We start from the raw sequence: 23,244 nt of genomic DNA on the forward strand, positions 1-23,244 counted from the left end.
GAGTCACAGTCGGCAGGGCGATCCCCCACGCGAACGAGCGGATGTCACGCCGCAGCAGCGGCCCGAAGTCGCTCGGCCGCCGCCGAGATGCGCTCGTCGGTCGCCGTCAGCGACAGACGCACGTGCTCGGGGTGGTGCACGCCGTAGAAGTGGCCGGGGCCGGCGACGATGCCGAGGTCGGCGAGCCGTCCGATCGAGTCCCAGGCGTCTCGCCCCTCGGTCGCCCAGAGGTAGAGGCCGGCCTCGCTGCGGTCGACTCGGAACCCTGCGGCTTCGAGCGCGGGCTTGAGCAGCTCGCGACGAGCGCGGTAGCGCTCCTTCTGCTCGGCGACGTGCTCGTCATCGCGCAGCGCCGCGATCATCGCCGCCTGCAGCGGCTGCGGGAGCATGAGCCCGGCGTGCTTGCGCACGGTCGTGATGCGCCCGATGACGGTGCGGCAGCCGGCGATGAACGCGGTGCGGTAGCCGGCCATGTTCGACTGCTTCGAGAGCGAGTAGGCGACGATCGTGTTGCGGCGGCTGTCGCCGACGACGCGCGGGTCGAGCAGGCTCGGCACCGGGGCATCCGCCCATTCGCCCTCCCAGCCGAGCTCGGCGTAGCACTCGTCGCCGACGATGATCGCGTCGAGCTCGAGGGCCCGATCGCGTGCGGCGCGCAGTTCGTCGATCGTGAGCACGCGGCCGTCGGGGTTGCCTGGGCTGTTCAGCCACACGAGCTTCGTCGCGGCCGGCCACTCGGCCGGGTCGTCGGATGCCATCGCGGTGGCGCCGACGAGCACGGCGCCCATCTCGTAGCTCGGGTACGCGGCACGGGGATGCACGACCACGTCGCCCTCGCCGAGGCCGAGCAGGAACGGCAGCAGCGCGACGAGTTCCTTGGAGCCCACCGTCGGCAGCACGTTCGCCGCGGTGAGTCCGGTGACGCCGCGACGACGGGCGAACCAGTCGATGATCGCGCCGCGCAGTTCGTCGGTGCCGGTCGTCTGGGGATAGGCGTGCGCATCGGTCGCATTCGCGAGCGCTTCGCGGACGAGGGCCGGGGTCGGGTCGACCGGCGAGCCGATCGAGAGGTCGACGACGCCGTCGGGGTGCACCGCGGCGCGCTCGCGGAAGGGAGCCATCAGGTCCCAGGGGTAGTCGGGCAGTTCGCCGCGGGCCATGCTCAGTGCGCCTGCGGAGGGAGCACCGCGATCACGGGGTGGTCCTTCGGGATGACGCCGATCTTGGCCGCGCCGCCGGGCGAGCCGATGTCGTCGAAGAACTCGACGTTCGCCTTGTAGTAGTCGGCCCACATCTCGGGCAGGTCGTCTTCGTAGTAGATCGCCTCGACGGGGCAGACCGGCTCGCAGGCACCGCAGTCGACGCATTCGTCGGGGTGGATGTAGAGCGAGCGCTCACCCTCGTAGATGCAGTCGACGGGGCATTCGTCGATGCAGGCGCGGTCTTTGACGTCGACGCACGGAAGGGCGATGACATAGGTCACGGTGTTCGCTGTCCCTTCGGGAGGATGGGACTCCAGTCTAGGCGTCGCGCGGGCGCGGCGATGGCAGCTTCGGCCATGCCACCACGAGTACCGCGATGAGCGCCGGGGCGATCGACCACACCGTGCCGGTGAGATCGCCCACGATGAGCACCGAGCCACCGGGGCCGGGCAGCGTGAGCACGAAGGTCGCGACGACGATGCCGGCGCCCGCTGCGGCCGCGGCACCCCTGCCGCCCGCGACGAGCCGGATGCCGAGCAGCAGCCCGGCGACGCCGACGAGTGCGGCAACGAGACCCCACGGGATCGAGACCTCGCCGATCTGCAGCGACGCCCGGTGCCCGACCGTGCCGAGCGCGCCGTAGACGAGTCCGATCACGAACGCGACGACGAACGTGCCGATGCGGCTGCCGCGGTCGGTCATTTCGGCTGCTGGGTGACCGTGTACGAGACGGCCTCGCCGTCGCCGGCGAGCAGCACGAGGTATTCGCTGTCGGAGTACACGAGGGCACTCGCCGCGTCACCGGACAGCGTGGTGTCCTTCGTGAAGCCGGCAGCCTCGAGCTTCGCGGCCGCGTCGCCCACTGGATCGGCCGCACTCGACGAGATCATCACGATCCAGCCCTCGCTGCCGCCCGCGCCGGCTGCGAACGCGATGTCGCCGTCGATGAGCGCGACGGACTCGGGGAAGTCGGCCGGCAGTTCGCCGCCGAGGCTGACATCGCCGCCCGTGGCATCCTCGATCGCGTCTTCGACCCCCTTGTTGACGAGGTCGCCCGGGTTCGCGAAGCAGCCCGAGAGCAGGAGCGCGGTCACGGCCGCGATCACCGCGGCGGCGCCCGCGCGACGGTGGATGGTCGAGTGTCGCATGGCCGGCTCCTCGTGTGCAGCGGTCTGGAGAGGGGGCAGGCGCGATGCCGTCGCGGCATCCGCCGTCCCCGCTCCGAATTCTATCGCCCGCCCTCGTCGATGCGATGGCGTAGCGTGGAGCGCGACACGGAACGGGCCGTGCGGAGAGGATCGACGATGGCCGAGCCCAGCATCCAGGAGAACGGGCCCGACGTGCGCGTCGAGCGCGACGGCGACCTCGCGATCGTGACGATCGATCGCCCGAAGGCGTTGAACGCCCTCTCCCCCGACGTGCTGTCCGCCCTGCTCACCGCATTCGAGACGCTCTCCGCAGAGGGCAGCGCTGTGCGTGGCGTGCTGCTGACCGGCGCCGGCGGCCGGGCTTTCGTGGCGGGCGCCGACATCCGCTCCATGGCGGAGCTCACGCCGGAGCAGGGCGAGGACGCGTCGCGCCTCGGCCACCGGGTCGCCGCCGCGATCGAGGGCCTTCCGGCTCCGGTCATCGCGTGCGTCGATGGCTTCGCGCTCGGCGGCGGCCTCGAGCTCGCGCTCGCCTGCGATTTCATCTACGCGACGGATGCCTCGAGCTTCGGCCAGCCCGAGGTGCACCTGGGTCTCATCCCGGGCTTCGGCGGCACCGTGCGGCTGCCCCGGGCGGTGGGGCTCGCTCGGGCGAAGGAGCTCATCTACACCGGGCGGCGCATCGACGCGGCCGAGGCGATCGAGATCGGACTCGTCTCACGATCGTTCGCCGACCGCGACGCGCTCTTCGCTGGCGCGCGGGCGACGCTCGACGAGGTGCGCGCGAACGCGGCACCCGCGGTCGGCCTCGCCAAGCGCGTGCTCGTCGACGCGGCCGGCCGCCGCACCGAGTCGGCGACCGAGCTCGAGATCGCGGGCTTCGGCGACGCGTTCCGCACGGAGGACATGCACGAGGGCGTCGCGGCCTTCATCGAGAAGCGCGTGCCGGAGTTCACCGGCGCCTGATCGATCCGGCGCGTCAGCCGACGCGCGCCGACAGCCAGGCGAAGCCGTCGAATCGCGCACCGTCGGTGCCGAACATCTCGAGGTGCAGGTGCGGGCCGGTGGACTGGCCGGTCGTTCCGACGACTCCGAGCTGCTGGCCGGCCGAGACCTGCTGGCCGACGGAGACGGCGATCGAGCCGAACTGCATGTGCGCGTAGGAGCTCGTGACGAGCTCGCCGCCGACGTTGTGCTGCACCTCGACGTTGACGCCGAGTCCGCCGCCGTTCTCGGTGGCGAGCACGACCACGCCGTCGGCGATCGACATGACGGGGGTGCCGTTGCCGGGAGTGAAGTCGACGCCGTCGTGGAAGGTCGAGCAGCCCGAGCACGGCGCCGAGCGCGGTCCGTAGCCGCCGCTGCGCTTCTCAGGGGTGAGCACCGGCCAGACGACCGCGCCCGTGTCGATGAGCGACACGCTGCCGACGCTCGCCACCTGCGAGACGATGGGCGGCGGGGCCGCGGCGACGTCGTACTGCTCGGCCGCGAGCGTCGACATGATGCCGTCGCTGCCGACCTCGACGGTCTGCGGGGCCAGCTCGATCGTGTCTTCGGCGGGCGCGTAGACCGAGGCGCGTGCCACGGTGTCGGTCGCCGTGATCGCCAGCGCGGGAACGCTCGTGGCGACCATCATGGCGCCCGCGAACGACATCGCGATGACCGAGAGGACCGGTCGCAGTGAGACCCCGGCAGGACGAGAGCCGCCCGTTCGGGTCAGGCGGCTCATGATGCCGGCGACGAAGTCGGAGCGGCGAGCGGAGGTCGGGCGGACAGGGCTGGGGGTGGCCGCGCGGCGGCCGTGCTTGGGGGGAGTCATAGATAGGGTGCGTTACGTATTTTCTGAGTCAGGTGCGAGACAACCTCAGATACGCTACGCACCGACTCTGGGAAGAACCTCCGATACGCATGCATATTCCCCGCGAACGTGAGGGCGGCCCCTCCCCTGGCGCACGCGAAACGAGCGGATGCCCCGCGGTCGGTCGACCCCGGGGCATCCGCTCGTCTGCGGTGGTGCTGCTAGTTCTGCTTCTTCAGGCGCGACGTCGTGCGGGCACGAGCCGTCGCGTCGAGCTCGACCTTGCGGATGCGAACGGCGGTCGGCGTGACCTCGACGCACTCGTCTTCACGGGCGAACTCCAGGCACTCCTCGAGCGAGAGCTGGCGCGACGGCGTCATCGACTCGAAGTTGTCGGCCGTCGACTGACGCATGTTCGTCAGCTTTTTCTCTTTGGTGATGTTGACGTCCATGTCGTCGTTGCGCGAGTTCTCGCCGATGACCATGCCCTCGTAGACCTCTTCGGTCGGGTTCACGAAGAACGTCATGCGCTCCTGCAGGGCGATGATCGCGAAGGGCGTCACGACGCCCGAGCGGTCGGCGACGATCGAGCCGTTGTTGCGGGTGACGATCTGGCCGGCCCACGCGTCGTAGCCGTGCGAGATCGCGTTCGCGATGCCGGTGCCGCGCGTGGTGGTCATGAACTCGGTGCGGAACCCGATGAGCCCGCGGCTCGGAACGATGAACTCCATGCGGACCCAGCCCGTGCCGTGGTTCGACATGTTGTCCATACGGCCCTTGCGGCCGGCGAGCAGCTGCGTGATCGCGCCGAGGTACTCCTCGGGGGCGTCGATCGTGAGGTGCTCGTAGGGCTCGTGCGTCTTGCCGTCGACCTGCTTCGTGACCACCTGGGGCTTGCCCACGGTGAGTTCGTAGCCCTCGCGGCGCATCTGCTCGACGAGGATCGCGAGTGCGAGTTCGCCGCGGCCCTGCACCTCCCAGGCGTCGGGGCGGCCGATGTCGACGACCTTCAGCGACACGTTGCCGACGAGTTCGCGGTCGAGCCGATCCTTCACCATGCGGGCGGTGAGCTTGTGCCCCTTCACCTTGCCGACGAGCGGCGAGGTGTTCGTGCCGATCGTCATCGAGATCGCGGGCTCGTCGACGGCGATGATCGGCAGCGGGCGCACGTCTTCGGCGTCGGCGAGGGTGTCGCCGATCATGATGTCCTCGAAGCCGGCGACCACGGCGATGTCGCCGGGGCCGGCGCTCTCGGCCGGGTAGCGGTCGAGCGCCTTCGTGAGGAAGAGCTCGGTCACGCGCACGTTCTGCACGGTGCCGTCGTGCTTGACCCAGGCGACCGTCTGGCCCTTCTTGATGGTGCCGTGGAAGACGCGGAGCAGCGCGAGGCGGCCGAGGAAGGGCGACGCGTCGAGGTTCGTGACGTGGGCCTGCAGGGGGTGCTCGTCGTCGTACGTCGGCGCCGGGATGTGCTGCAGGATCGCTTCGAAGAGCGGCTCGAGGTCGTCGTTGTCGGGCAGCTCGCCGTTGCCGGGCTTGTTGTGGCTCGCGGCGCCGTTGCGGCCCGAGGCGTACACGACGGGCACGTCGAGGATCGCGTCGAGGTCGAGGTCGGGCACGTCGTCGGCGAGATCGGAGGCGAGGCCGAGCAGGAGGTCCTGGCTCTCGGCGACGACCTCGTCGATGCGCGCGTCGGGTCGGTCCGTCTTGTTGACGAGCAGGATCACCGGCATGCGGGCCTCGAGCGCCTTGCGGAGCACGAAGCGGGTCTGCGGCAGCGGGCCCTCACTCGAGTCGACGAGGAGGACGACGCCGTCGACCATCGACAGGCCGCGCTCGACCTCGCCGCCGAAATCGGCGTGGCCCGGGGTGTCGATCACGTTGATCGTGATCGGCGAATCGCCGGCGTGCTTGCCCTTGTACGTGATCGCCGTGTTCTTGGCGAGGATCGTGATGCCCTTTTCGCGCTCGAGCTCGTTGGAGTCCATGGCGCGCTCTTCGACGTGCGCGTGCGCGTCGAAGGAGTTCGTCTGGTTGAGCATCGCGTCGACGAGCGTGGTCTTGCCGTGGTCGACGTGTGCGACGATCGCGACGTTGCGCAGATCGTTCCGGGTGGCGTTGGCCATGTTTGGTCCTCGAGGGTGCCGGCCCCCCGTCGCCCCCGAGCGTCGAGATCAGCGCACGGAGACAGCGTGGAAGCGCTGAGATGAAGGTCTGTGGGAGCGCAGGATGCCGCAGTGACGGCGTGCGCCCCTCTAGCGTACCCTGTCGCGCGCCCGTGAAGCTGAGAACGCGCGAGCGCCCGGTCTCCGAGAGTTCGGAGACCGGGCGCTCGCAAGTGCGTGTGCCGGTCGGTGCCTAGGCGCCGAGCTCGATGCTGGCACCCGGGATCGCCGCGAGGAGATCCTTCGTGTACTGCTCCTGCGGGTTGTCGAACACGTCGTCGGTGGCCGCCGCCTCGACGATGCGGCCCTTCTGCATCACGCAGACGTGGTCGGCGATGACGCGCACGACCGCGAGGTCGTGCGTGATGAAGAGGTACGTCAGACCGAGCTCGGCCTGCAGGTCCGCGAGCAGGCGCAGGATCTGGGCCTGCACGAGCACGTCGAGGGCCGAGACCGCCTCATCGAGCACCACGATCTCGGGCTTCAGCGCGAGCGCACGCGCGATCGCGATGCGCTGACGCTGGCCGCCCGAGAGCTCGTTGGGGTAGCGGCTGATGAGGGTGCGAGGCAGCGAAACCTGGTCGAGCAGCTCGTTGACCCGCTCGCGACGCGAGGCGCTCGTGCCGACCTTGTGCGTGAACAACGGCTCCGCGATGGTGTTGCCGATGTTGCGCAGCGGGTTCAGCGAACCGTACGGGTCCTGGAAGACCGGCTGCATGCGGCTGCGGAGGTTGAAGAGCTCCTTGCCGGTCACGCTCGCCAGGTCTTTTCCGCCGACGACGATCTTGCCGCTCGTGGCGTCTTCCAGCTTCAGGAGCATCTTCGCGACGGTCGACTTGCCCGATCCCGACTCGCCCACGAGCGCCATGGTGGTGCCCTTGGGGATCTGGAACGAGACCTTGTCGACCGCCGTGAACTCGCCCGAACCACGGATCTTGAAGACCTTGGTGAGGTCTTCCACGATGATCGCCGGTGCAGCAGCGGGAGCAGCGGCGATCGCTTCGGCGCGTGCCTCGGCGGTGGCGATCAGGTCGATCGTGTCGCCCGCGGCATCCGCTGCGCCCACGGCCATCGAGGATTCGGCCGCCGAGATCGAGCCCGTCGCCTGGATGCGGCGCGAGGCGAGGCTCGGGGCCGCGGCGACGAGTCGCTGTGTGTACGGGTGCTGCGGGTTCTGCAGGATCTCGACCGACGGACCGGACTCGACGACGCGACCCTTGTACATGACCACGAGCTGCTCTGCGCGCTCGGCGGCGAGGCCGAGGTCGTGCGTGATGAACAGCAGGGTCGTGCCGAGTTCGCGGGTGAGCGACTCGAGGTGATCGAGGATGACCCGCTGCACCGTGACGTCGAGCGCCGAAGTCGGCTCGTCGGCGATGAGCAGCTGCGGGTTCGCGGCGAGGCCCATGCCGATCAGCACGCGCTGGCGCATGCCGCCCGAGAACTGGTGCGGGAACTGCCGCATGCGACGGTCGGCGTCGCCGAGGCCCGCCTGCTTCAGCACCTCGATCGCGCGCTTCTTGACCTCCTGGCGCCCGGTCGCGATGCCGTTGGCCTTGATGGCCTCCTCGACCTGGAAGCCGATCGACCACACGGGGTTGAGGTTCGACATCGGGTCTTGAGGGACGAAGCCGATCTTGCGGCCGCGGACGGCCTCCATGTCCTTCTTCGACGCCTTCGTGAGGTCCTGGCCGTCGAGCAGGATCTGACCGCCCGAGACGTGCCCGGTGCCGGGGAGCAGGTTGATGATCGCGTGCGCGGTCGTCGACTTGCCCGAGCCCGACTCCCCCACGATCGCGAGGCTCTGCCCGCGGTAGAGGGTGATGTTCACGCCGTCGACGGCCTTGACGAGACCGTCCTGGGTGTTGAACCCGACCTGGAGATCCTTGATCTCGAGCAGCGGGCGTTCGGCGCCGGCGGCGCGTTCTGATTGCACGTTCGATCCGTTCGAAGTCTCGCTCATCGCTGCGCCCTCGCCTTCGGGTCGAGTGCGTCGCGCACGACCTCGCCGAGCATGATGAAGCTCAGCACGGTCACCGACAGCGCGATCGAGGGCAGGATCAGCGTCTGGGGCGCCGTCCGGAGGTCCATCTGCGCCTGGCTGATGTCATTTCCCCACGACATGGTCGTCGAGGGAAGTCCGACACCGAGGAAGGACAGCGTCGCCTCCGCGACGATCGCCGATGCCAGCGAGATCGTCGTGATGACGATGACGGGCGCGATCGAGTTCGGGAGCACGTGACGGAGCAGGATTCGGAACCTCGAGACGCCGAGGGCGGTGGCCGCCATCACGAAGTCGGAGTTCTTCACCCTGAGGATCTCGGCTCTCAACACTCTGGCTGTCGCCGGCCACGCGAAGATGCCGATGGCGAGCGAGATCACCCACACGTTCGCGTACTGCGAGAGCACCGACATGATGACCACGGCCGCGAGGATGTAGGGGATCGAGAAGAAGATGTCGCCGAGGCGCGAGAGCACCGAGTCGAGCCATCCGCCGTAGAAGCCCGCGAACGCGCCGAAGACGATGCCGAGCACGGCGACCAGCACGGTCACGATGATGCCGACCGAGAGCGACGTCGAAGTGCCGTGGATGATTCGCGAGTAGATGTCGCAGCCCTGCTTGGTGAAGCCGAGCGGGTGGCCCTCCGTCGGACCGCCGTTGCTGTTCGCGAGAAGGCAGTCGTTGTTCGGCGGCGTCTGCGTGAACAGGCCGGGGAACAGGGCGACGACCACGACGATGAGGATCAGCACGGAGGAGATCCAGAACATCGGGCGCTTGCGCACGTCGTTCCAGGCGTCGCGCCACAGGTTCGAGGGCTTGCCCTCGGTCTTCACCTTGTCGATCGCGACGAGCGGAGTTTCTTCGATCGGAGCGACGAAGTGCCCCTGATCAGGTCTGGTGTTACTTGGCATAGCGGATCCTCGGGTCGAGAACGGCGTACAGAAGATCCACCAGCAGGTTCACCACGAGGTAGATCAGCACCATGACGGTCACGAAGGAGACGACGGTCGGTCCCTCGCCTCGGATGATGGCCTGGTACAGGGTGCGGCCGACGCCGGGCACGTTGAAGATGCCCTCCGTGACCGTCGCGCCCACCATGAGCACACCGAAATCGACCGCGAGATAGGTGACGACGGGGATCAGCGAGTTGCGCAGGATGTGGACCGGGACGATTCGGCTGCGGGAGAGGCCCTTGCTCGCGGCAGTGCGAACGAAGTCCTGCCCACCCGTATCGATGACTGACGCCCTCGTCAGTCGAACGATCTGGGCGAAGCTGATCGTGGCGAGCACCAGAGCCGGGAGTATCAAGTCCTGGATCGGCGCCCCGGTACTCACCGTGGTGCGGAACCACCCGAGTTGGATGCCGAAGATGTACTGGGCGACGAAGGCGACGACGAAGACGGGCAGCGAGATCAGGATGAGGCTCACGACGAGTGCGCTCGCGTCGAAGATGCCCCCCTTGCGCAGGCCCGACACGAGGCCGACCGTGATGCCGGCGACCATCTCGAAGAAGATCGCGAGAGCCGCGAGCCGCAGGGTCACCGGGAACGTCGCCGCGAGGATCTCGGAGACCGGCTGGCCCGAGAACGAGGTACCGAGGTCACCGCGGAAGATGCCGCCGAGGAAGTAGAGGTACTGGACGATGAACGGCTGGTCCAGGTGGTACCGCTCGCGCAGCTGTTCGATCACCGCGGGCGGCGGGGTCTTCTCACCGAAGAGCGCGACGATCGGGTCGCCGGGCATGGCGAAGACCATGAAATAGATCAGGAAGGTGGTGCCGAGGAAGACAGGGATCGCCTGCAGCAGTCGGCGCAGGATGTAGCCGGCCATGGATCAGGCCCTGCGTTCTGCGAATGTGGACATGTTGAAAAGAAACCTCACCGTTTGCGAGTTCGATTCCACGATGCTACGCCGATCGGGTGAACACCGTGGATACGTGGGAGTGGGGCGGCAGCCTGCTCGGCTGCCGCCCCACGGGCGCCTCAGAGTATAACCCCGAGGAACCTCGAACGAGAATTACTCGCTCTTGGTGATCTGGTAGAGGATCGGCCAGGTGTCCCAACCGAACTCGACGTTGTCGACGCTCTCGCCCCAGGCGCCCATACCGTTCGTGTACCACAGCGGGATGGAGGGCAGGTCCTCGAAGAGGATCTCCTGCGCCTGCTGGAACTTCTCGATGCCGGCCTCGACCTCAGTCGCGGACGAGCCCTCGTCGAGCAGTGCGTCGAACTCGGGGTTCGAGTAGTCGCCGTCGTTCGAGCCTGCACCCGTGCCGTAGATCGGGCCCAGGCCGTTGAACATCGACGGGTAGTCGAACTGCCAGCCGTTACGGAAGGCCGTCTGGGTCGTACGGTCGGTGATGAGCGTGCGGTGCTCGGCGAACGTGGGGATCGGGTTGCCAGCCGCCTCGATGCCGAGGTTGTTCTTCAGCTGGTTCGCGATGGCGTCGACCCAACCCTGGTTGGGGCCGTCGGCGTTGTACTGGATGCCGAAGGTGCCGCTCCACGGGGAGATGGCGTCGGCCTCAGCCCACAGTTCCTTCGCCAGGTCGGCGTCGAACTCGAGCACCTCGGAGCCCGGGATCTCTTCCGAGTATCCGTCGATGACCGGCGAGGTGAAGTCGTGCGCCGGCGTACGCGTGCCGTTGAAGATCACGTCGGTGACCTCTTCGCGGTTGATCGCGTGCGAGATGGCGGCACGGCGCAGCTTGCCTTCCTCACCACTGAAGTGAGCGAGGCGGTCGGGGATCGTCAGCGTCGCGTTCGCGGCTGCCGGCTGGTTGACCGTGCGGCCCTCGAACTCGGACTCGAAGGTCTCGAGCGCGCTGTCGGGGATCTCCTGGATGACGTCGAGGTTGCCACCCTGCAGGTCCGCGTATGCGGCGTCGGTGCTGGCGTAGAGGATCATGTCCAGTCCGCCGTTCTGCGCCGCGCGCGGACCGGTGTAGTCCTCGTTCTTCACGAGGTCGATGCGCTCGTTGTGCTGCCAGGCGCCCTCCTCTTCGAACTTGTACGGGCCGTTGCCGATCGGGTTCTCACCGAAGGCCTCGATGTCATCCCATGCCGCGGCGGGCAGCGGGAAGTACGCCGTGTAGCCGAGGCGGAGCGGGAAGTCGGACTCGGGCTGCTTGAGCTTGACCTCGAACGTGAGGTCGTCGACGACCGTGAGGCCGGACAGCTCGGGCACGTTCTCCTCGTACGAGAAGCCTTCGATCGACTCGAAGAAGTAGCTCGAGAGCTGTGCGTTCTCGAGGGCTGCGCCGTAGTTCCACGCGTCGACGAACGCCTGGGCGTCCACCGGGTCGCCGTTGGAGAAGGTCTGGTCGGCCTTGATCTTGATCGTGTAGGTCTGTGCGTCCTCGGTCTCGATCGACTCGGCCACATCGTTGTGGACGGCGCCTTCGGCGTCGTAGTAGACGAGGCCCGCGAAGACGTTCTGCACCACGAGACCGCCGCCGACCTCGTTCGTGTTGGTCGGGATCAGCGGGTTCTGGGGCTCAGTGTTGTTGACGGTGATGACCGCGGTGGCATCGCCTGCGGGTGCCGACGGGTCAGCGCCGCCGCTCGTGCAGCCCGACAGCGTCAATGCGCCGGCGGCAGCAAGAGCAATGGCTGCAACGCCGATTCTCTTGATCTTCAATGTTCCTCCTGTGAGATGTGCGACGGCAGCGCGGCTCGTGGCCGTACTGGAGCGCTGGTAGATCGAGACTATGAACCCCGCCACCGGTAAGCAAACCAGAAGGGCAAACCGTTACCGACGCGCAACCTAGCGACACATGCGCCGCCGTATATCGTCACGAATCCGCACGAATATTGCGTCTGGGCCGCTCATGCGATGATTGCCGCATGTCTTCCGCACGACGACTGCGACTCGAGGTCGTCATCGTGCTCGGGCTGTCGCTCGGGGCATCCGCTGTCTATTCGATCGTCTCGATCGTCGCGAAGGTCACCGCCGAGACGCCGCTGGGCGAGCAATCCGTCGCGCTGAACCCGTCGCGGGCACCCCGCGAATGGCTCGACTTCACGTACCAGTTCCTCGACGTGTTCTTCGGCCTGTTCGCCGTCGCGCTCGTGCTCTACCTGCTCTGGGCTCCGGGCACGAACCCCTTCCGCCGCATCGGCCTCGACCTGACGAGACCGGGGCGCGACGCGGCATCCGGTGTGCTGCTGGTCGCCGCGATCGGCGTGCCGGGGCTCGCGCTCTACGCGCTCGGCCGTGCGCTCGGCCTGACGGTCGCGGTCGAGGCGTCACCCGCCGACTGGCTGTGGTGGACGGTGCCGATCCTCGTGTTCCGGGCCCTCGAAGCGGCGCTCACCGAGGAGGTCATCGTCGTCGGCTACCTCTTCGCGAGGTTCAGGGAGCTCGGAGTCGGCCCGTGGGCGACGATCCTGTCGAGCGCGGTGCTGCGCGGCAGCTACCACCTCTATCAGGGCTTCGGCCCCTTCTTCGGCAACGTCGCCATGGGTGTCGTGTTCGGCTGGTGCTACCAGCGCTGGGGCCGCACGATGCCGCTCGTCATCGCGCACTGGATCCTCGATGTCGTGTCGTTCGTCGGCTATCCGCTCGCCGTGGGCTGGTGGCCGGGGCTGTTCGCCGTCTCGACCGGCTGAGCTGTGCGAACCGGATGCCTCGTGCGGGAAGCGCGCGGCACGTGCTCGCTCCGACCGAGCGCGACCACGGTCGTCGGCATCGGCGGCAACGACTCCTCGGCGGCTTCGACCCGCAGGTCGGAGTCGATGCCCCGAACCCGGGCCAGGTCGAGCCCGCTGCGCCTGGACGGCGTGCAGACGGCGGAGTAGAAGCCCTCGTCGCCGAAGACGCTGCCGCTGGAGAAGTCGGTGATCGACTGGGCTCTTCGCAGCGCCTCCGCCGTTGCCGGATCACGTCGCTCGAGGAGCCCCGCGCGCTGTTCGAGCCCGAGGCCGCGGCCCGCGAGCATCGAGGTGCCGACGAGGAATCCCACGAACCCGACGGTGGTGAGCACCGCGATGAGATCGACGGACATCATGCCCCCTCTGCTTCGAGAGAACCCGGGCCCTACGACAGAACCCGTGGGGACTTTCGAGAGAACCTCAGTGTACTCCCGGGGGTGGCTCTCGGGGTCTCCCTGATCCGTCGATCCACGGCATTCGCGAGCATGGGGTCATCCTCGTCACGAGGCCCCGACCGGCACCGCCGGACACACGATGGAACGGAATCATGACACTCGCCGCAGCCTTCGCCGCAGGTCACCTCGCGGCCCGCACCGCCGACCGCCGCTTCCGCGCGACGGAGTCGGAGATCCGCGCGGCGCACGAACGCGTCGCGGCTCGGCGCACCGCCGTCGTCGCCGCTGCCGCGCCGGCGCCCGCTCCTGCCGCCGCACGGCGCGAGTACACGGAGCGCGGCCGTCACGCGGCACCGCGCCCCGCATAGTCGCTTCGCCGTCAGCCGCCGATCTTCTCCCCGGCCGGGCTGAGCACCCACCACACGCCGTTCACGCCCTGGCCGTTGGTGTCGCCGGCGGCGCTGTCGCCCGCGAAGTAGTAGAGCGGCCAGCCGTTCAGCGTCACCTGCGTCGAGCCGTCGACGCCCGTGATGGTGCCGACCTCTCCCGTGACACCCTCGACCTCGGGGGCATCCGAATCCGTCGTCACGGCGGGCCAGTTGGTGGCGCACTGCCCTTCGCAGCTGCTCGCCTCCGCACCCTGGGTGTCGTTGTCGAACATGTAGACGACCATGCCCTCGCCGTCGACCACGATCTCGCCGAGCGCCGAGTCCGCGGTCGTGAGGAGGGCGTCGGACGCCTCAGCACCCATGTCGGGCGCTTCGGTCTCGGTCGAGGTGCCGCCCGTCTCCGCGGGCTCCTCCGCCGCTGGAGCGGAACACCCGGCGAGGGCGACGACGAGGCCCATCACGGCCAGTCCTGTTGCGATGCGCAGCTTCATGCGAGGTCCTTCTCTCGTACTCACGGCCGCGGTCGCGGCCTCTCCAGAAGCACGAGACGCAGCGCCGGATGGTTCAACGGAGGGGCGACCCGCACCGACCACCGCGGCCGCGACGGCCGCAGATCAGTCGAACTCGCTCCGCATGAGCACCTCTCCGCTGCCCATCGCGCGGATCTCGAGCGACGCGATCTCGTCGAGGTCGAGGGCGGCGCCCGCCGACAACCTGGCTGCCGCCCCGGGGCTCGCCCGCCAGCTCGAGACGTCGGTGCGCGCGCCGTCGCGATCGACGACCACCAGCGCGTACGGCCAGCCGTCGGCCGGGACATCGGATGCCCCGGACTCGGCGTAGCGGCAGTCGAGCTCGATCTTCGTGCCCCACGCGACCTGCGTGAGCGTCGCCGTCGCGGACAACGGCGCCTCGGCGACGGACTCGAATGCGATGGCCTGCGAGACGACCGGCGGCTGGAGTGCGACGAGCGGCACCGCGATCGCGGCGATGACGACCACGGCCGCCGCAGCGGAGGCGATCCACCACGTGCGGGTCCTGCGGCGCCGACGGCGCCGATCCTCGAGGCGCACCACGTCGAGGAGGTCGTCGCGGGGACCGCGTGCCGGTTCGGCGTCCGCACCGGCGTCGGCTTCTCCGAGGAGGGCGGTGGCCCGCTCGGGCGAGAGCCGCGCGAGGAGCCCCGGCATCGGAGCGAGTTCGGCGACCGATCGGCGGCACAGCTCGCACGACTCGAGGTGATGCTCGTACTCGCCGCGTTCGACGGGCGAGAGCGCGCCGAGCACGTAGGCGGAGTCCCAGTCCGCGAAGCGCGCGTGATCCGGGTTCATCGCGTCACCCCTTTCTCCTGCAGCGCGAGCCGCAGCGCCCGAAGCCCGTAGTGCAGCCGGGACTTCACCGTACCCTCAGGGATGCCGAGCCGCCGTGCGACCTCGGCCACGCTGCATCCGCCGTAGTAGGCGTGCACGATCACCGCGCGATGCTCCATGCTCAACGTCACCAGCGCCTCCTCGACCAGCAGGCTCTCGAACAGGGCGTCGGTCGCGTCGTGGGCCACTCGCTCCGGCGTCTCGGCGACGCCGATCTCGTGGCGTCGCCGTGCACTGCGCGCCTCGTCGATCACGAGGTTGCGGGCGACCGTGATCATCCACGACCTCGTCGACGCCGGCTCCTGAGCCAGGATGCGGGGGCTCCGCCAGGCCCGGAGCAGGGTCTCCTGCACGATGTCGTCGGCGCCAGCTGCGTCACCCGTGAGGTGCACCACGTACCTCCACACCGACGGACCGTGCGCATCGTAGAGCGCGACGAGCCGGCTGTCGTCGTCGAGCGGCATCCATCACCTCCTGTTCCCTGCCCGGAGAACGAGACGGCGGTCCGAATGGTTCATTCGCGGCGACGGTGAACCCGAACGGTGCCTGCGACGTGTTCTCGGCATGGATCCCACGAATCTCGCACCGGTCGCCTCGGAGGACCTCCTCCAGGTCGCGGGCTTGCCACTGCACCCGCTCATCGTGCATGCGGTGGTCGTGCTCACACCGCTCACGGTACTCGCCCTGCTGCTCGGCGCGTTCTGGCCGGCGGCACGCCGGCGCCTCGGCATCGTGACCGCCATCGGAGCGCTCGTCGTACTCGTCCTCGTGCCGATCACGGTCGTCGCGGGGCGATCCCTCGCGGCCGTCATCGGCCCGGTCCCCGCCGTCGCGCGGCACCAGGGGTTCGGCGAGATGCTGCTGCCCTGGGCGATCGCGCTCTTCCTCGTCGCGGCGGCCCAGTGGGCGTGGTTCCGCTCCCTCGACGAGCGGATGCGACGCACATCGCCCGGCATCGCCAGAGCGGTGCGGATCGGCCTCGCCGCGGCATCCGTCGTCGTCGGCGTGGGCACCGCCGTGCTGCTCGTGCTGATCGGAGACTCAGGAGCCCGCGCCGTGTGGGGCGGGCTCCCGAGCTGACGGTTCCGAAACGGGCTACGCGAACGCCTCGACCGGCGGGCAGGCGCACACGAGGTTGCGGTCGCCGAAGGCCTGGTCGATGCGGCGCACCGGAACCCAGTACTTGCCGCGCACGAGCGAGTGCACCGGGTACACGGCCTGCTCGCGCGTGTATGCGTGAGTCCACTCCCCCGCGATGACCGACTCCGCGGTGTGCGGCGCGTTCACGAGCGGGTTGTCGTCGACCGGCCACTCGCCGGCGGCGACGGCATCGGCCTCGGCCTTGATCGCGACCATCGCCTCGATGAAGCGCTCGAGCTCGGCCAGGTCCTCCGACTCGGTCGGCTCGACCATGAGCGTGCCCGCGACGGGGAACGACATCGTCGGCGCGTGGAAGCCGTAGTCGACGAGGCGCTTGGCCACGTCGTCGACGGTGACTCCGGTCGCCGCGGTGAGGGGGCGCAGGTCGAGGATGCACTCGTGCGCGACGAGGCCGTTCTCGCCCGTGTAGAGCACCGGGAAGTGCTCGCGGAGGCGCGAGGCCACGAAGTTCGCCGCGAGCACCGCGGACGCGGTCGCCTGCTTGAGCCCCTCGGAGCCCATCATGCGCACGTACGCCCACGAGATCGGCAGGATCGACGGGCTGCCGTACGGCGCGGCCGAGACCGGTCCGCCGTCGTGCGTGACGCCGCCCGAGTGGTCGGCGCGCTGCGCCATCGGGTGTCCCGGCAGGTACGGCGCGAGGTGCGCCTTGGCTGCGACGGGGCCGACGCCGGGGCCGCCACCGCCGTGCGGGATGCAGAACGTCTTGTGCAGGTTCAGGTGCGAGACGTCGCCGCCGAAGTCGCCGAACCGGGCGAAGCCGAGCAGGGCGTTCAGGTTCGCGCCGTCGACGTAGACCTGGCCGCCGGCGTCGTGGACGGCCTGGGTGATGTCCTTCACCTCGTGCTCGTAGACGCCGTGCGTCGACGGGTAGGTGATCATGAGCGCGGCGAGGCTCTCGGCGTGCTCGGCGATCTTCACGCGGAGGTCGCCGAGGTCGACATTGCCGAGCTCGTCGGTCGCGACGACGACGACGCGCATACCGGCGAGCACCGCGGATGCCGCGTTGGTGCCGTGCGCGCTCGACGGGATGAGGCACACCGTGCGCTCGGTGTCGCCGTTGGCGAGGTGGTAGCCGCGGATCGCGAGGAGACCCGCGAGCTCGCCCTGGCTGCCCGCGTTGGGCTGCAGCGACACCGTGTCGTAGCCCGTGACCTCGGCGAGCCAGGTCTCGAGCTGCTCGATGAGGCCGAGCGTGCCGACGACGTCGGCCTCGGGGGCGAAGGGGTGCAGGTTCGCGAACTCGGGCCACGTCACCGACTGCATCTCGGTGGCGGCGTTGAGCTTCATGGTGCACGAGCCGAGCGGGATCATGCCCCGGTCGAGCGCGTAGTCGCGGTCCGCGAGGGTCTTCAGGTAGCGCATCATCTGCGTCTCGGAGTGGTGCGTGTTGAAGACGGGGTGCTCGAGGTAGCCGCTCGTGCGACGCAGCTCACCGCTCGCGACGGCCGGCAGGGTCGCCGTCTCGATCGCGACCTCGGTGCGCTCGGGCAGGCCGAACGCCTGGGCGACGAGCGAGAGCTCCTCGGCCGTCGTGGTCTCGTCGACGGCGACGTGCACGGTGGCGTCGCCCGCCTCCCACACGTTCACCCCGAGCGCGCGGGCGCGCTCGACGATGTTGCCCGCGAGTCCGGGCACGTGCACCCGGATCGTGTCGAAGTAGGCGTCGTGCGCGAGGGTCAGGCCGTAGCCGGTGAGCACCTCGGCGAGCGCGGTCGCCTTCGCCGCGGTCGAGCCGGCGATGTGACGGATGCCCCGGGGCCCGTGGTACACCGCGTACATCGACGCCATCACGGCGAGCAGCACCTGCGCGGTGCAGATGTTCGAGGTCGCCTTCTCGCGCCGGATGTGCTGCTCGCGGGCCTGCAGGGTGAGGCGGTACGCGGGCGCGCCGACGGCGTCCTTCGAGACGCCGACGAGGCGTCCGGGCAGCTGGCGCTCGAGTCCCGTGCGCACGGCCATGTAGCCCGCGTGCGGGCCGCCGAAGCCCATCGGCACGCCGAAGCGCTGCGAGGTGCCGACGGCGACGTCGGCGCCGAGCTCGCCCGGGCTCGTGATGAGCGCGAGCGCCAGCAGGTCGGCGGCGACGACGGCGAGGCCGCCCTGCGCCTTCGAGGCGGCGATGACGGATGCCGGGTTCCACACGCGACCCGATGCGCCCGGGTACTGCACGAAGATGCCGAAGTGCTCGCCGAAAGCGGCGACATCCGTTTCCTCGACGAGGTCGGCGACGACGAGCTCGATGCCGACCGCCTCGGCGCGCGACTCGAGCAGCGCGAGGGTCTGCGGCAGCGCGTCGGCGTCGACGATGAAGCGGTTCGAGGTCGACTTCGATGCGCGGCGCGCGAGCAGCATGCCCTCGACGACCGCGGTGCCCTCGTCGAGCATCGACGCGTTGGCGGTGTCGAGGCCCGTGAGATCGGTGACCATCGTCTGGAAGTTGATGAGCGCCTCGAGGCGGCCCTGCGAGATCTCGGGCTGGTACGGCGTGTAGGCCGTGTACCAGCTCGGGTTCTCGAGCACGTTGCGCTGGATCACCGACGGCGTGACCGTGCCGTAATAGCCGAGACCGATCATCGAGGTGCGCACCGTGTTCTGCTCGGCGAGCGCCGCGAGTTCGGCGAGCGCCTCACGCTCGGTGGCTGCAGCGGGGATCGCCGAGTTCAGCACCTCCCCCATGCGGATCGACGTGGGCACCGCGGCGGCCATGAGGGCGTCGAGGGAGTCGTAGCCGAGCTCGGCGAGCATGAGCCCGTGGTCGCTCGGGCTGGTGCCGATGTGGCGGCGCCCGAAGGCGTCGAGGTCGAATGCGGAGGAGGTGGGGGTGCTCATCGCTGTGTTTACTCTCCGACCAGTGCGCGGTACTCGGCGTGCGAGAGGAACTTCGGCAGGCTCGAGGCGTTCACCTTGATGAGCCAGCCCTCGCCGAACGGGTCGCTGTTGACCAGCTCGGGCGAGTCGACGACGGCCTGGTTGGCCTCGACGACCTCGCCGCTGACGGGGGCGAACAGCTCGCCGACCGACTTCGTCGACTCGATCTCGCCGACGACGGTGCCCTCGGTCACGGTCGTGCCCGCTGCGGGCAGCTCGACGAAGACGACGTCGCCGAGCTTGTCGGCGGCGTAGTCGGTGATGCCGATCGTCGCGATGTCGCCGTCGAGGGCGATCCACTCGTGTTCTTCGGTGTAGTGCAGTGCGGTCGTGTCGGTCATGTCGTGCTCCTCGTGAGTCGTGCGGTGGATGCGATCGTGCTGGATCAGGCGTTGCGCTTGTAGAAGGGCAGGGCGACGACGGATGCCGCGACGCGCGTGCCCCGGACGTCGACGAAGAGCTCGCGGCCGGGCTCTGCGGCGTCGGGCGCGACGAAGGCCATGGCGATCGGGTGGCCGAGCGTCGGCGAGAGTGCGCCGCTCGTGACGATGCCGACGCGGGTCGCCTCGGCGTCGTCGCCGTCGTAGATCTCGTAGTCGGCGCGTGCCGCGCGACGACCCTCGGCGGCGAGGCCGACGAGCACCGGGGCATCCGCTGCGGGGCCCTGCTCGATGGCGGCGCGTCCGACGAAGGCGTCGGGCTTGGCGAGTGCCACGACGCGGCCGAGGCCGGCCTGCACCGGCAGGATGTCGCGGCTCAGCTCGTGCCCGTAGAGCGGCATGCCCGCCTCGAGGCGGAGCGTGTCGCGGCTCGCGAGGCCGCAGGGCGTCACGCGCGGGCCGCCGGTCTCGGCGAGCGCCTCCCACAGGCGCGCCGCCCGCTCGGGCGCGAGGTAGAGCTCGAATCCGTCTTCGCCGGTGTACCCGGTGCGCGCGACGAGCACGGGCTCGCCCTCGAACGTGGCCGGGAACGCGCGGTAGTACTTGAGGGCCTCGAGCTTCGCGTCGAAGTCCTCGCCGTCGTTGCCGGGGCCCTCGACGCCGAAGCCCGGCGTCTCGAGCAGCACCGCGCGGGCGTCGGGGCCCTGCAGCGCGATGAGGGCGACATCGTCGCTCTCGTCGGAGACGATCGTGTCGAAGCCGGCCGCGCGCGTACGCAGCTCATCGGCGACGACGGACGCGTTCGACGCGTTCGCGACGACCATGTAGCGGTCGTCTCCCGTGCGGTAGACGACGAGGTCGTCGATGATGCCGCCGTCGTCGGCGAGCAGCAGCGAGTACTTGGCCTGGCCGATCTCGATGGCCGAGAGCTTGCCGGCGAGCGCGTGGTCGAGTGCTGCAGCGGCCTCCGCGCCGATGAGCACGATCTCGCCCATGTGCGAGAGGTCGAAGAGGCCGGCCGAGTTGCGCACGGCGTGGTGCTCGGCGAGGTCGCTCGAGTAGCGCACCGGCATCTGCCAGCCGGCGAAGTCGGTGAAGCTCGCGCCCGCTGCGCGGTGCACGGCGTCGAGGGGGCTGAGCCGCTCGGGGGTGGTGGTACCGGGTTCGTTGGTCACGAGAGTTCTCCAGACGTGCCGACGTCGCCGGCGTTGTCACGGTCGCGGAAGCGACACCGTGTGGGAACTCCCCCTCTGTCATGAGCCTGAGAGTTTCACGCGGGATCGCGCTTTCACCGTGGGCGGGAGGCCGCGGGCATGCGGAATCCACTTTTCAGAGCGGCCTCGTCATCGCGGTGTAGTGACCTGAGAGATTGGCGGGGAGGCTTGCTCCTTCGGTGCCGGTCCAGCGCTTTCACTGGTGCTGACCGGCTCTCCCGCGACGCGTCGATGGCCCGGTATGAGATTGTGCTCCGATCCTAGCAGCGGCGAGCGGGGGCGTCAGCTGGCCGTCGGCCGTGATCGGCGCGGTGCCGGATCGTGTTCAGGTCAAAATGACTGTAAGCTGTCGTTCGCACGAGTTCGAGTCATTCTGACCAGAAGAGCGAGGCATCGGATGCCGCAGCAGACCCAACCCCACGGCGACGCCCCGACCCGCCTCGCCGTCTCGACCGTGATCTTCGCGCTGCGCCCCGATCACTCGGGCAGACCCGTGCTCTGGACGCCGCTCGTGCGTCGCACCCGTGAACCGCAGCTCGGCCTGTGGGCCCTGCCCGGCGGCTGGCTGCCCCCGAACGAGGAACTCGAGGCCGCCGCGGCCCGCACCCTGCGACTCACGACGGGCCTCGCCCCCAAGTACCTCGAGCAGCTCTACACCTTCGGCGAGGTCGACCGCTCCCCCGGCGTCCGCGTGGTCTCGGTCGTCTACTGGGCGCTCGTGCAGAGCGACGAGGCCGCTCGCGCGGTCGCAGGGCCGAACGTGCGCTGGGTGCCGGCCGACACGCTGCCCGGGCTCGCGTTCGACCACAACCGCATCGTCGAGTACGCGCTCTGGCGGCTGCGCACCAAGGTCGAGTACGCCTGGATCGCGCACGCCTTCCTCGGCGACGCGTTCACGCTCGCCGAGCTCCGCGAGGTCGTCGAAGCCGTGCTGCAGCGCCCGCTCGACCCGGCCAACTTCCGCCGCACCATGCTCGCCTCCGGCCGCCTGCACGAGACCGGCGAGCGCCTCGCCGGCGCACGGCATCGGCCCCCGAAGCTCTACCGCTACGACTCCTCCGCCCTCGCGGCGGTGGTCCCCGAACCGACTGCGCACACCGAACCCATGAGGGAGCGACCGGCATCATGACCATCTCCATCGACGACCTGCAGACCGACGACACGCGCGCCGCGGCATCCGTCGACCGCACCATCCGACTGATCACGACGGGCGCCGGCAGCGGCGAGTCGTGCTCGCCCGAGCTCGCGAAGGGGCCGTGGGAGTTCGACGCCGGGCCGGCCGGGTACGGCCCAGGCTCGTCGATGGGCGACGTGATCCCCACGGGCTCGCCCCGCCAGGGCGCGCTGCCCGAGTCCTACCGCACCGCCCCAGCCGAGGAACTGCACCGGCGGATCCGCACCGCGAAGGCGACCCTCGGCGACCGCGCCGTCGTGCTCGGCCACTTCTACCAGCGCGACGAGGTCATCGAGCACGCCGACTTCGTGGGCGACTCGTTCCAGCTCGCGAACGCCGCACTCACCCGGCCCGACGCCGAGGCCATCGTCTTCTGCGGCGTGCACTTCATGGCCGAGACCGCCGACCTGCTCTCGACGCCCGAGCAGGCCGTGATCCTGCCGAACCTCGCCGCCGGCTGCTCGATGGCCGACATGGCCGACGAGAGCTCGGTCGAGGAGTGCTGGGAACAGCTCGCCGAGGTCTACGGCGACCTGGCGGCGACGGATGCCGAGGGCCGGGTGCCCGTCATCCCGGTGACCTACATGAACTCGTCGGCCGCGCTCAAGGGCTTCGTCGGTCGGCACGGCGGCATCGTCTGCACCTCGTCGAACGCGAAGACCGTGCTCGAGTGGGCGTTCGAGCGCGGGCAGCGGGTGCTCTTCTTCCCCGACCAGCACCTCGGCCGCAACACCGCGAAGGCCATGGGCGTTCCGCTCGAGCAGATGCCGATGTGGAACCCGCGGAGGCCCCTCGGCGGCAACACCGCGGGCGAGCTGGACGACGCCCGCGTCATTCTCTGGCACGGCTTCTGCTCGGTGCACCGCCGATTCACCGTCGACCAGATCGCGCAGGCGCGCATCGACCACCCCGGCGTGCAGGTCATCGTGCACCCCGAGTGCCCGATGCCCGTCGTCGACGCAGCGGATGCCGCGGGCTCGACCGACTTCATCGTGAAGGCGATCCAGGCGGCACCGGCCGGCTCGACCTTCGCGATCGGCACCGAGATCAACCTCGTGCAGCGCCTCGCGGCCGAGTACCCGCAGCACACGATCTTCTGCCTCGACCCCGTCGTGTGCCCGTGCTCGACGATGTACCGCATCCACCCCGGTTACCTCGCCTGGGTGCTCGAGGAGCTCGTCGCCGGTCGCGTCGTCAATCGCATCACCGTCGCCGACGAGGTGGCGGAGCCCGCACGAGTCGCGCTCGAGCGGATGCTGGCGGCGAAGCCGCCGGCGGCGGCGACCCAGCCCTCGGTGCCGCAGCCCTCGAACGCGGGGGCCTGAC

23 protein-coding genes and 1 riboswitch are annotated in these 23,244 nt (G+C 69.5%); of the genes, 6 read left to right on the top strand and 17 right to left on the bottom strand.

What is annotated here, in order from left to right; genetic code table 11:
- Positions 1-44: 44 nt before the first annotated feature.
- Genes dapC through ASE14_RS18980 form a run of 4 tightly spaced genes read right to left on the bottom strand, consistent with a single transcriptional unit; the run spans position 45 to position 2,350 of the window.
- The gene (gene dapC, locus ASE14_RS18965; protein WP_056658758.1) at positions 45-1,160 is read right to left on the bottom strand and encodes a succinyldiaminopimelate transaminase; all 1,116 of its coding nucleotides are present in this window, start codon (positions 1,158-1,160) and stop codon (positions 45-47) included.
- Between the two features lie 2 nt (positions 1,161-1,162).
- Positions 1,163-1,483 carry a ferredoxin gene (gene fdxA / locus ASE14_RS18970; protein WP_056658762.1) on the bottom strand — a complete coding sequence of 107 codons (321 nt, stop codon included), beginning with the start codon at positions 1,481-1,483 and terminating at the stop codon, positions 1,163-1,165.
- A gap of 37 nt (positions 1,484-1,520) precedes the next feature.
- Positions 1,521-1,904, bottom strand: a complete 384-nt coding sequence (locus tag ASE14_RS18975; RefSeq protein WP_056658764.1) for a DUF6113 family protein — start codon at positions 1,902-1,904, stop codon at positions 1,521-1,523.
- Positions 1,901-2,350 (bottom strand): hypothetical protein, encoded by a 450-nt coding sequence (locus ASE14_RS18980; protein WP_056658767.1) that lies wholly within the window; start codon positions 2,348-2,350, stop codon positions 1,901-1,903. Before ASE14_RS18980 ends, ASE14_RS18975 begins: the two co-directional genes overlap by 4 nt.
- A gap of 156 nt (positions 2,351-2,506) precedes the next feature.
- Here ASE14_RS18980 and ASE14_RS18985 point away from each other — a divergent pair, with 156 nt between their 5' ends.
- The gene (locus tag ASE14_RS18985; RefSeq protein ID WP_056659355.1) at positions 2,507-3,316 is read left to right on the top strand and encodes an enoyl-CoA hydratase/isomerase family protein; all 810 of its coding nucleotides are present in this window, start codon (positions 2,507-2,509) and stop codon (positions 3,314-3,316) included.
- A 13-nt stretch (positions 3,317-3,329) separates the two neighbouring features.
- Here the strand turns inward: ASE14_RS18985 and ASE14_RS18990 are convergent, their stop codons facing one another.
- The 6 genes from ASE14_RS18990 to ASE14_RS19015 form a co-directional block, all read right to left on the bottom strand.
- On the bottom strand, positions 3,330-4,169 hold the full coding sequence (locus ASE14_RS18990; RefSeq protein WP_082601071.1) for a M23 family metallopeptidase: 840 nt from the start codon (positions 4,167-4,169) through the stop codon (positions 3,330-3,332).
- A gap of 200 nt (positions 4,170-4,369) precedes the next feature.
- Positions 4,370-6,274: a translational GTPase TypA gene (gene typA / locus ASE14_RS18995; RefSeq protein WP_056658772.1), complete on the bottom strand. Its 1,905-nt coding sequence runs from the start codon at positions 6,272-6,274 to the stop codon at positions 4,370-4,372.
- Positions 6,275-6,506: 232 nt separating this feature from the next.
- Positions 6,507-8,276, bottom strand: a complete 1,770-nt coding sequence (locus tag ASE14_RS19000) for an ABC transporter ATP-binding protein (RefSeq protein WP_056658776.1) — start codon at positions 8,274-8,276, stop codon at positions 6,507-6,509.
- A complete protein-coding gene (locus ASE14_RS19005; protein ID WP_056658778.1) occupies positions 8,273-9,226 on the bottom strand; it encodes an ABC transporter permease in 954 nt (317 codons plus the stop codon). The genes ASE14_RS19000 and ASE14_RS19005 overlap by 4 nt, the downstream gene beginning before the upstream one ends.
- Positions 9,216-10,145, bottom strand: a complete 930-nt coding sequence (locus tag ASE14_RS19010; protein ID WP_056658781.1) for an ABC transporter permease — start codon at positions 10,143-10,145, stop codon at positions 9,216-9,218. Before ASE14_RS19010 ends, ASE14_RS19005 begins: the two co-directional genes overlap by 11 nt.
- Before the next feature lie 186 nt (positions 10,146-10,331).
- Entirely contained in the window at positions 10,332-11,954 is a 1,623-nt protein-coding gene (locus ASE14_RS19015; RefSeq protein WP_056658784.1) for an ABC transporter substrate-binding protein, read from the bottom strand.
- Between the two features lie 206 nt (positions 11,955-12,160).
- Between ASE14_RS19015 and ASE14_RS19020 the strand changes: the two genes are divergently transcribed.
- Positions 12,161-12,925, top strand: coding sequence for a CPBP family intramembrane glutamic endopeptidase (locus tag ASE14_RS19020; protein ID WP_056658787.1), 765 nt, complete (start codon positions 12,161-12,163; stop codon positions 12,923-12,925).
- On the opposite strand, the gene ASE14_RS19025 is transcribed toward ASE14_RS19020, so the two are convergent.
- A complete protein-coding gene (locus ASE14_RS19025) occupies positions 12,871-13,323 on the bottom strand; it encodes a hypothetical protein (protein ID WP_056658790.1) in 453 nt (150 codons plus the stop codon). The genes ASE14_RS19020 and ASE14_RS19025 overlap by 55 nt on opposite strands.
- Positions 13,324-13,514: 191 nt before the next feature.
- On the opposite strand from ASE14_RS19025, the gene ASE14_RS19030 reads away from it, so the two are divergent.
- Positions 13,515-13,730 carry a hypothetical protein gene (locus ASE14_RS19030; protein WP_056658793.1) on the top strand — a complete coding sequence of 72 codons (216 nt, stop codon included), beginning with the start codon at positions 13,515-13,517 and terminating at the stop codon, positions 13,728-13,730.
- Positions 13,731-13,741: 11 nt separating this feature from the next.
- Here ASE14_RS19030 and ASE14_RS19035 read toward each other — a convergent pair whose 3' ends face one another.
- The 3 genes from ASE14_RS19035 to ASE14_RS19045 all read right to left on the bottom strand — a co-directional run bounded on the left by ASE14_RS19035 (position 13,742) and on the right by ASE14_RS19045 (position 15,582).
- Positions 13,742-14,242 carry a hypothetical protein gene (locus ASE14_RS19035; protein WP_082601072.1) on the bottom strand — a complete coding sequence of 167 codons (501 nt, stop codon included), beginning with the start codon at positions 14,240-14,242 and terminating at the stop codon, positions 13,742-13,744.
- Between the two features lie 123 nt (positions 14,243-14,365).
- Positions 14,366-15,079 carry an anti-sigma factor gene (locus ASE14_RS19040; RefSeq protein ID WP_056658796.1) on the bottom strand — a complete coding sequence of 238 codons (714 nt, stop codon included), beginning with the start codon at positions 15,077-15,079 and terminating at the stop codon, positions 14,366-14,368.
- Positions 15,076-15,582 (bottom strand): sigma-70 family RNA polymerase sigma factor, encoded by a 507-nt coding sequence (locus ASE14_RS19045; RefSeq protein ID WP_056658799.1) that lies wholly within the window; start codon positions 15,580-15,582, stop codon positions 15,076-15,078. Before ASE14_RS19045 ends, ASE14_RS19040 begins: the two co-directional genes overlap by 4 nt.
- Before the next feature lie 100 nt (positions 15,583-15,682).
- On the opposite strand from ASE14_RS19045, the gene ASE14_RS19050 reads away from it, so the two are divergent.
- The gene (locus ASE14_RS19050; RefSeq protein WP_056658802.1) at positions 15,683-16,198 is read left to right on the top strand and encodes a DUF2231 domain-containing protein; all 516 of its coding nucleotides are present in this window, start codon (positions 15,683-15,685) and stop codon (positions 16,196-16,198) included.
- A gap of 15 nt (positions 16,199-16,213) precedes the next feature.
- Here ASE14_RS19050 and gcvP read toward each other — a convergent pair whose 3' ends face one another.
- From gcvP to gcvT, 3 genes are read right to left on the bottom strand one after another with little or no spacing between them, the layout of a single operon-like run.
- Positions 16,214-19,111, bottom strand: coding sequence for an aminomethyl-transferring glycine dehydrogenase (gene gcvP, locus ASE14_RS19055; RefSeq protein ID WP_056658805.1), 2,898 nt, complete (start codon positions 19,109-19,111; stop codon positions 16,214-16,216).
- 8 nt (positions 19,112-19,119) lie between these two features.
- A complete protein-coding gene (gcvH, locus tag ASE14_RS19060; RefSeq protein WP_056658808.1) occupies positions 19,120-19,491 on the bottom strand; it encodes a glycine cleavage system protein GcvH in 372 nt (123 codons plus the stop codon).
- Between the two features lie 44 nt (positions 19,492-19,535).
- Positions 19,536-20,705 carry a glycine cleavage system aminomethyltransferase GcvT gene (gene gcvT, locus ASE14_RS19065; RefSeq protein WP_056658812.1) on the bottom strand — a complete coding sequence of 390 codons (1,170 nt, stop codon included), beginning with the start codon at positions 20,703-20,705 and terminating at the stop codon, positions 19,536-19,538.
- A 164-nt stretch (positions 20,706-20,869) separates the two neighbouring features.
- Positions 20,870-20,975: riboswitch (glycine riboswitch) on the bottom strand.
- A gap of 166 nt (positions 20,976-21,141) precedes the next feature.
- Between gcvT and ASE14_RS19070 the strand changes: the two genes are divergently transcribed.
- Positions 21,142-21,873: an NUDIX domain-containing protein gene (locus tag ASE14_RS19070; protein ID WP_056658814.1), complete on the top strand. Its 732-nt coding sequence runs from the start codon at positions 21,142-21,144 to the stop codon at positions 21,871-21,873.
- A complete protein-coding gene (nadA, locus tag ASE14_RS19075) occupies positions 21,870-23,243 on the top strand; it encodes a quinolinate synthase NadA (protein WP_056658817.1) in 1,374 nt (457 codons plus the stop codon). The genes ASE14_RS19070 and nadA overlap by 4 nt, the downstream gene beginning before the upstream one ends.
- The last annotated feature ends 1 nt before the right edge of the window (position 23,244 follow it).

The organism is Agromyces sp. Root81 (genome assembly GCF_001429165.1).
Classification (GTDB): Bacteria; Actinomycetota; Actinomycetes; order Actinomycetales; family Microbacteriaceae; genus Agromyces.

Coding starts and splice junctions, on each gene's coding strand:
- ASE14_RS19000 (WP_056658776.1), bottom strand. CDS start 8,276: ATGAGCGAGACTTCGAACGGATCGAACGTGCAATCAGAACGCGCCGCC.
- ASE14_RS19020 (WP_056658787.1), top strand. CDS start 12,161: ATGTCTTCCGCACGACGACTGCGACTCGAGGTCGTCATCGTGCTCGGG.
- gcvP (WP_056658805.1), bottom strand. CDS start 19,111: ATGAGCACCCCCACCTCCTCCGCATTCGACCTCGACGCCTTCGGGCGC.
- ASE14_RS18990 (WP_082601071.1), bottom strand. CDS start 4,169: ATGACTCCCCCCAAGCACGGCCGCCGCGCGGCCACCCCCAGCCCTGTC.
- ASE14_RS19040 (WP_056658796.1), bottom strand. CDS start 15,079: ATGAACCCGGATCACGCGCGCTTCGCGGACTGGGACTCCGCCTACGTG.
- ASE14_RS18980 (WP_056658767.1), bottom strand. CDS start 2,350: ATGCGACACTCGACCATCCACCGTCGCGCGGGCGCCGCCGCGGTGATC.
- nadA (WP_056658817.1), top strand. CDS start 21,870: ATGACCATCTCCATCGACGACCTGCAGACCGACGACACGCGCGCCGCG.
- ASE14_RS19050 (WP_056658802.1), top strand. CDS start 15,683: ATGGATCCCACGAATCTCGCACCGGTCGCCTCGGAGGACCTCCTCCAG.
- ASE14_RS18985 (WP_056659355.1), top strand. CDS start 2,507: ATGGCCGAGCCCAGCATCCAGGAGAACGGGCCCGACGTGCGCGTCGAG.
- ASE14_RS19005 (WP_056658778.1), bottom strand. CDS start 9,226: ATGCCAAGTAACACCAGACCTGATCAGGGGCACTTCGTCGCTCCGATC.
- dapC (WP_056658758.1), bottom strand. CDS start 1,160: ATGGCCCGCGGCGAACTGCCCGACTACCCCTGGGACCTGATGGCTCCC.
- gcvH (WP_056658808.1), bottom strand. CDS start 19,491: ATGACCGACACGACCGCACTGCACTACACCGAAGAACACGAGTGGATC.
- ASE14_RS19025 (WP_056658790.1), bottom strand. CDS start 13,323: ATGATGTCCGTCGATCTCATCGCGGTGCTCACCACCGTCGGGTTCGTG.
- ASE14_RS19010 (WP_056658781.1), bottom strand. CDS start 10,145: ATGGCCGGCTACATCCTGCGCCGACTGCTGCAGGCGATCCCTGTCTTC.
- ASE14_RS18975 (WP_056658764.1), bottom strand. CDS start 1,904: ATGACCGACCGCGGCAGCCGCATCGGCACGTTCGTCGTCGCGTTCGTG.
- ASE14_RS19070 (WP_056658814.1), top strand. CDS start 21,142: ATGCCGCAGCAGACCCAACCCCACGGCGACGCCCCGACCCGCCTCGCC.
- typA (WP_056658772.1), bottom strand. CDS start 6,274: ATGGCCAACGCCACCCGGAACGATCTGCGCAACGTCGCGATCGTCGCA.
- ASE14_RS19035 (WP_082601072.1), bottom strand. CDS start 14,242: ATGAAGCTGCGCATCGCAACAGGACTGGCCGTGATGGGCCTCGTCGTC.
- ASE14_RS19045 (WP_056658799.1), bottom strand. CDS start 15,582: ATGCCGCTCGACGACGACAGCCGGCTCGTCGCGCTCTACGATGCGCAC.
- ASE14_RS19030 (WP_056658793.1), top strand. CDS start 13,515: ATGACACTCGCCGCAGCCTTCGCCGCAGGTCACCTCGCGGCCCGCACC.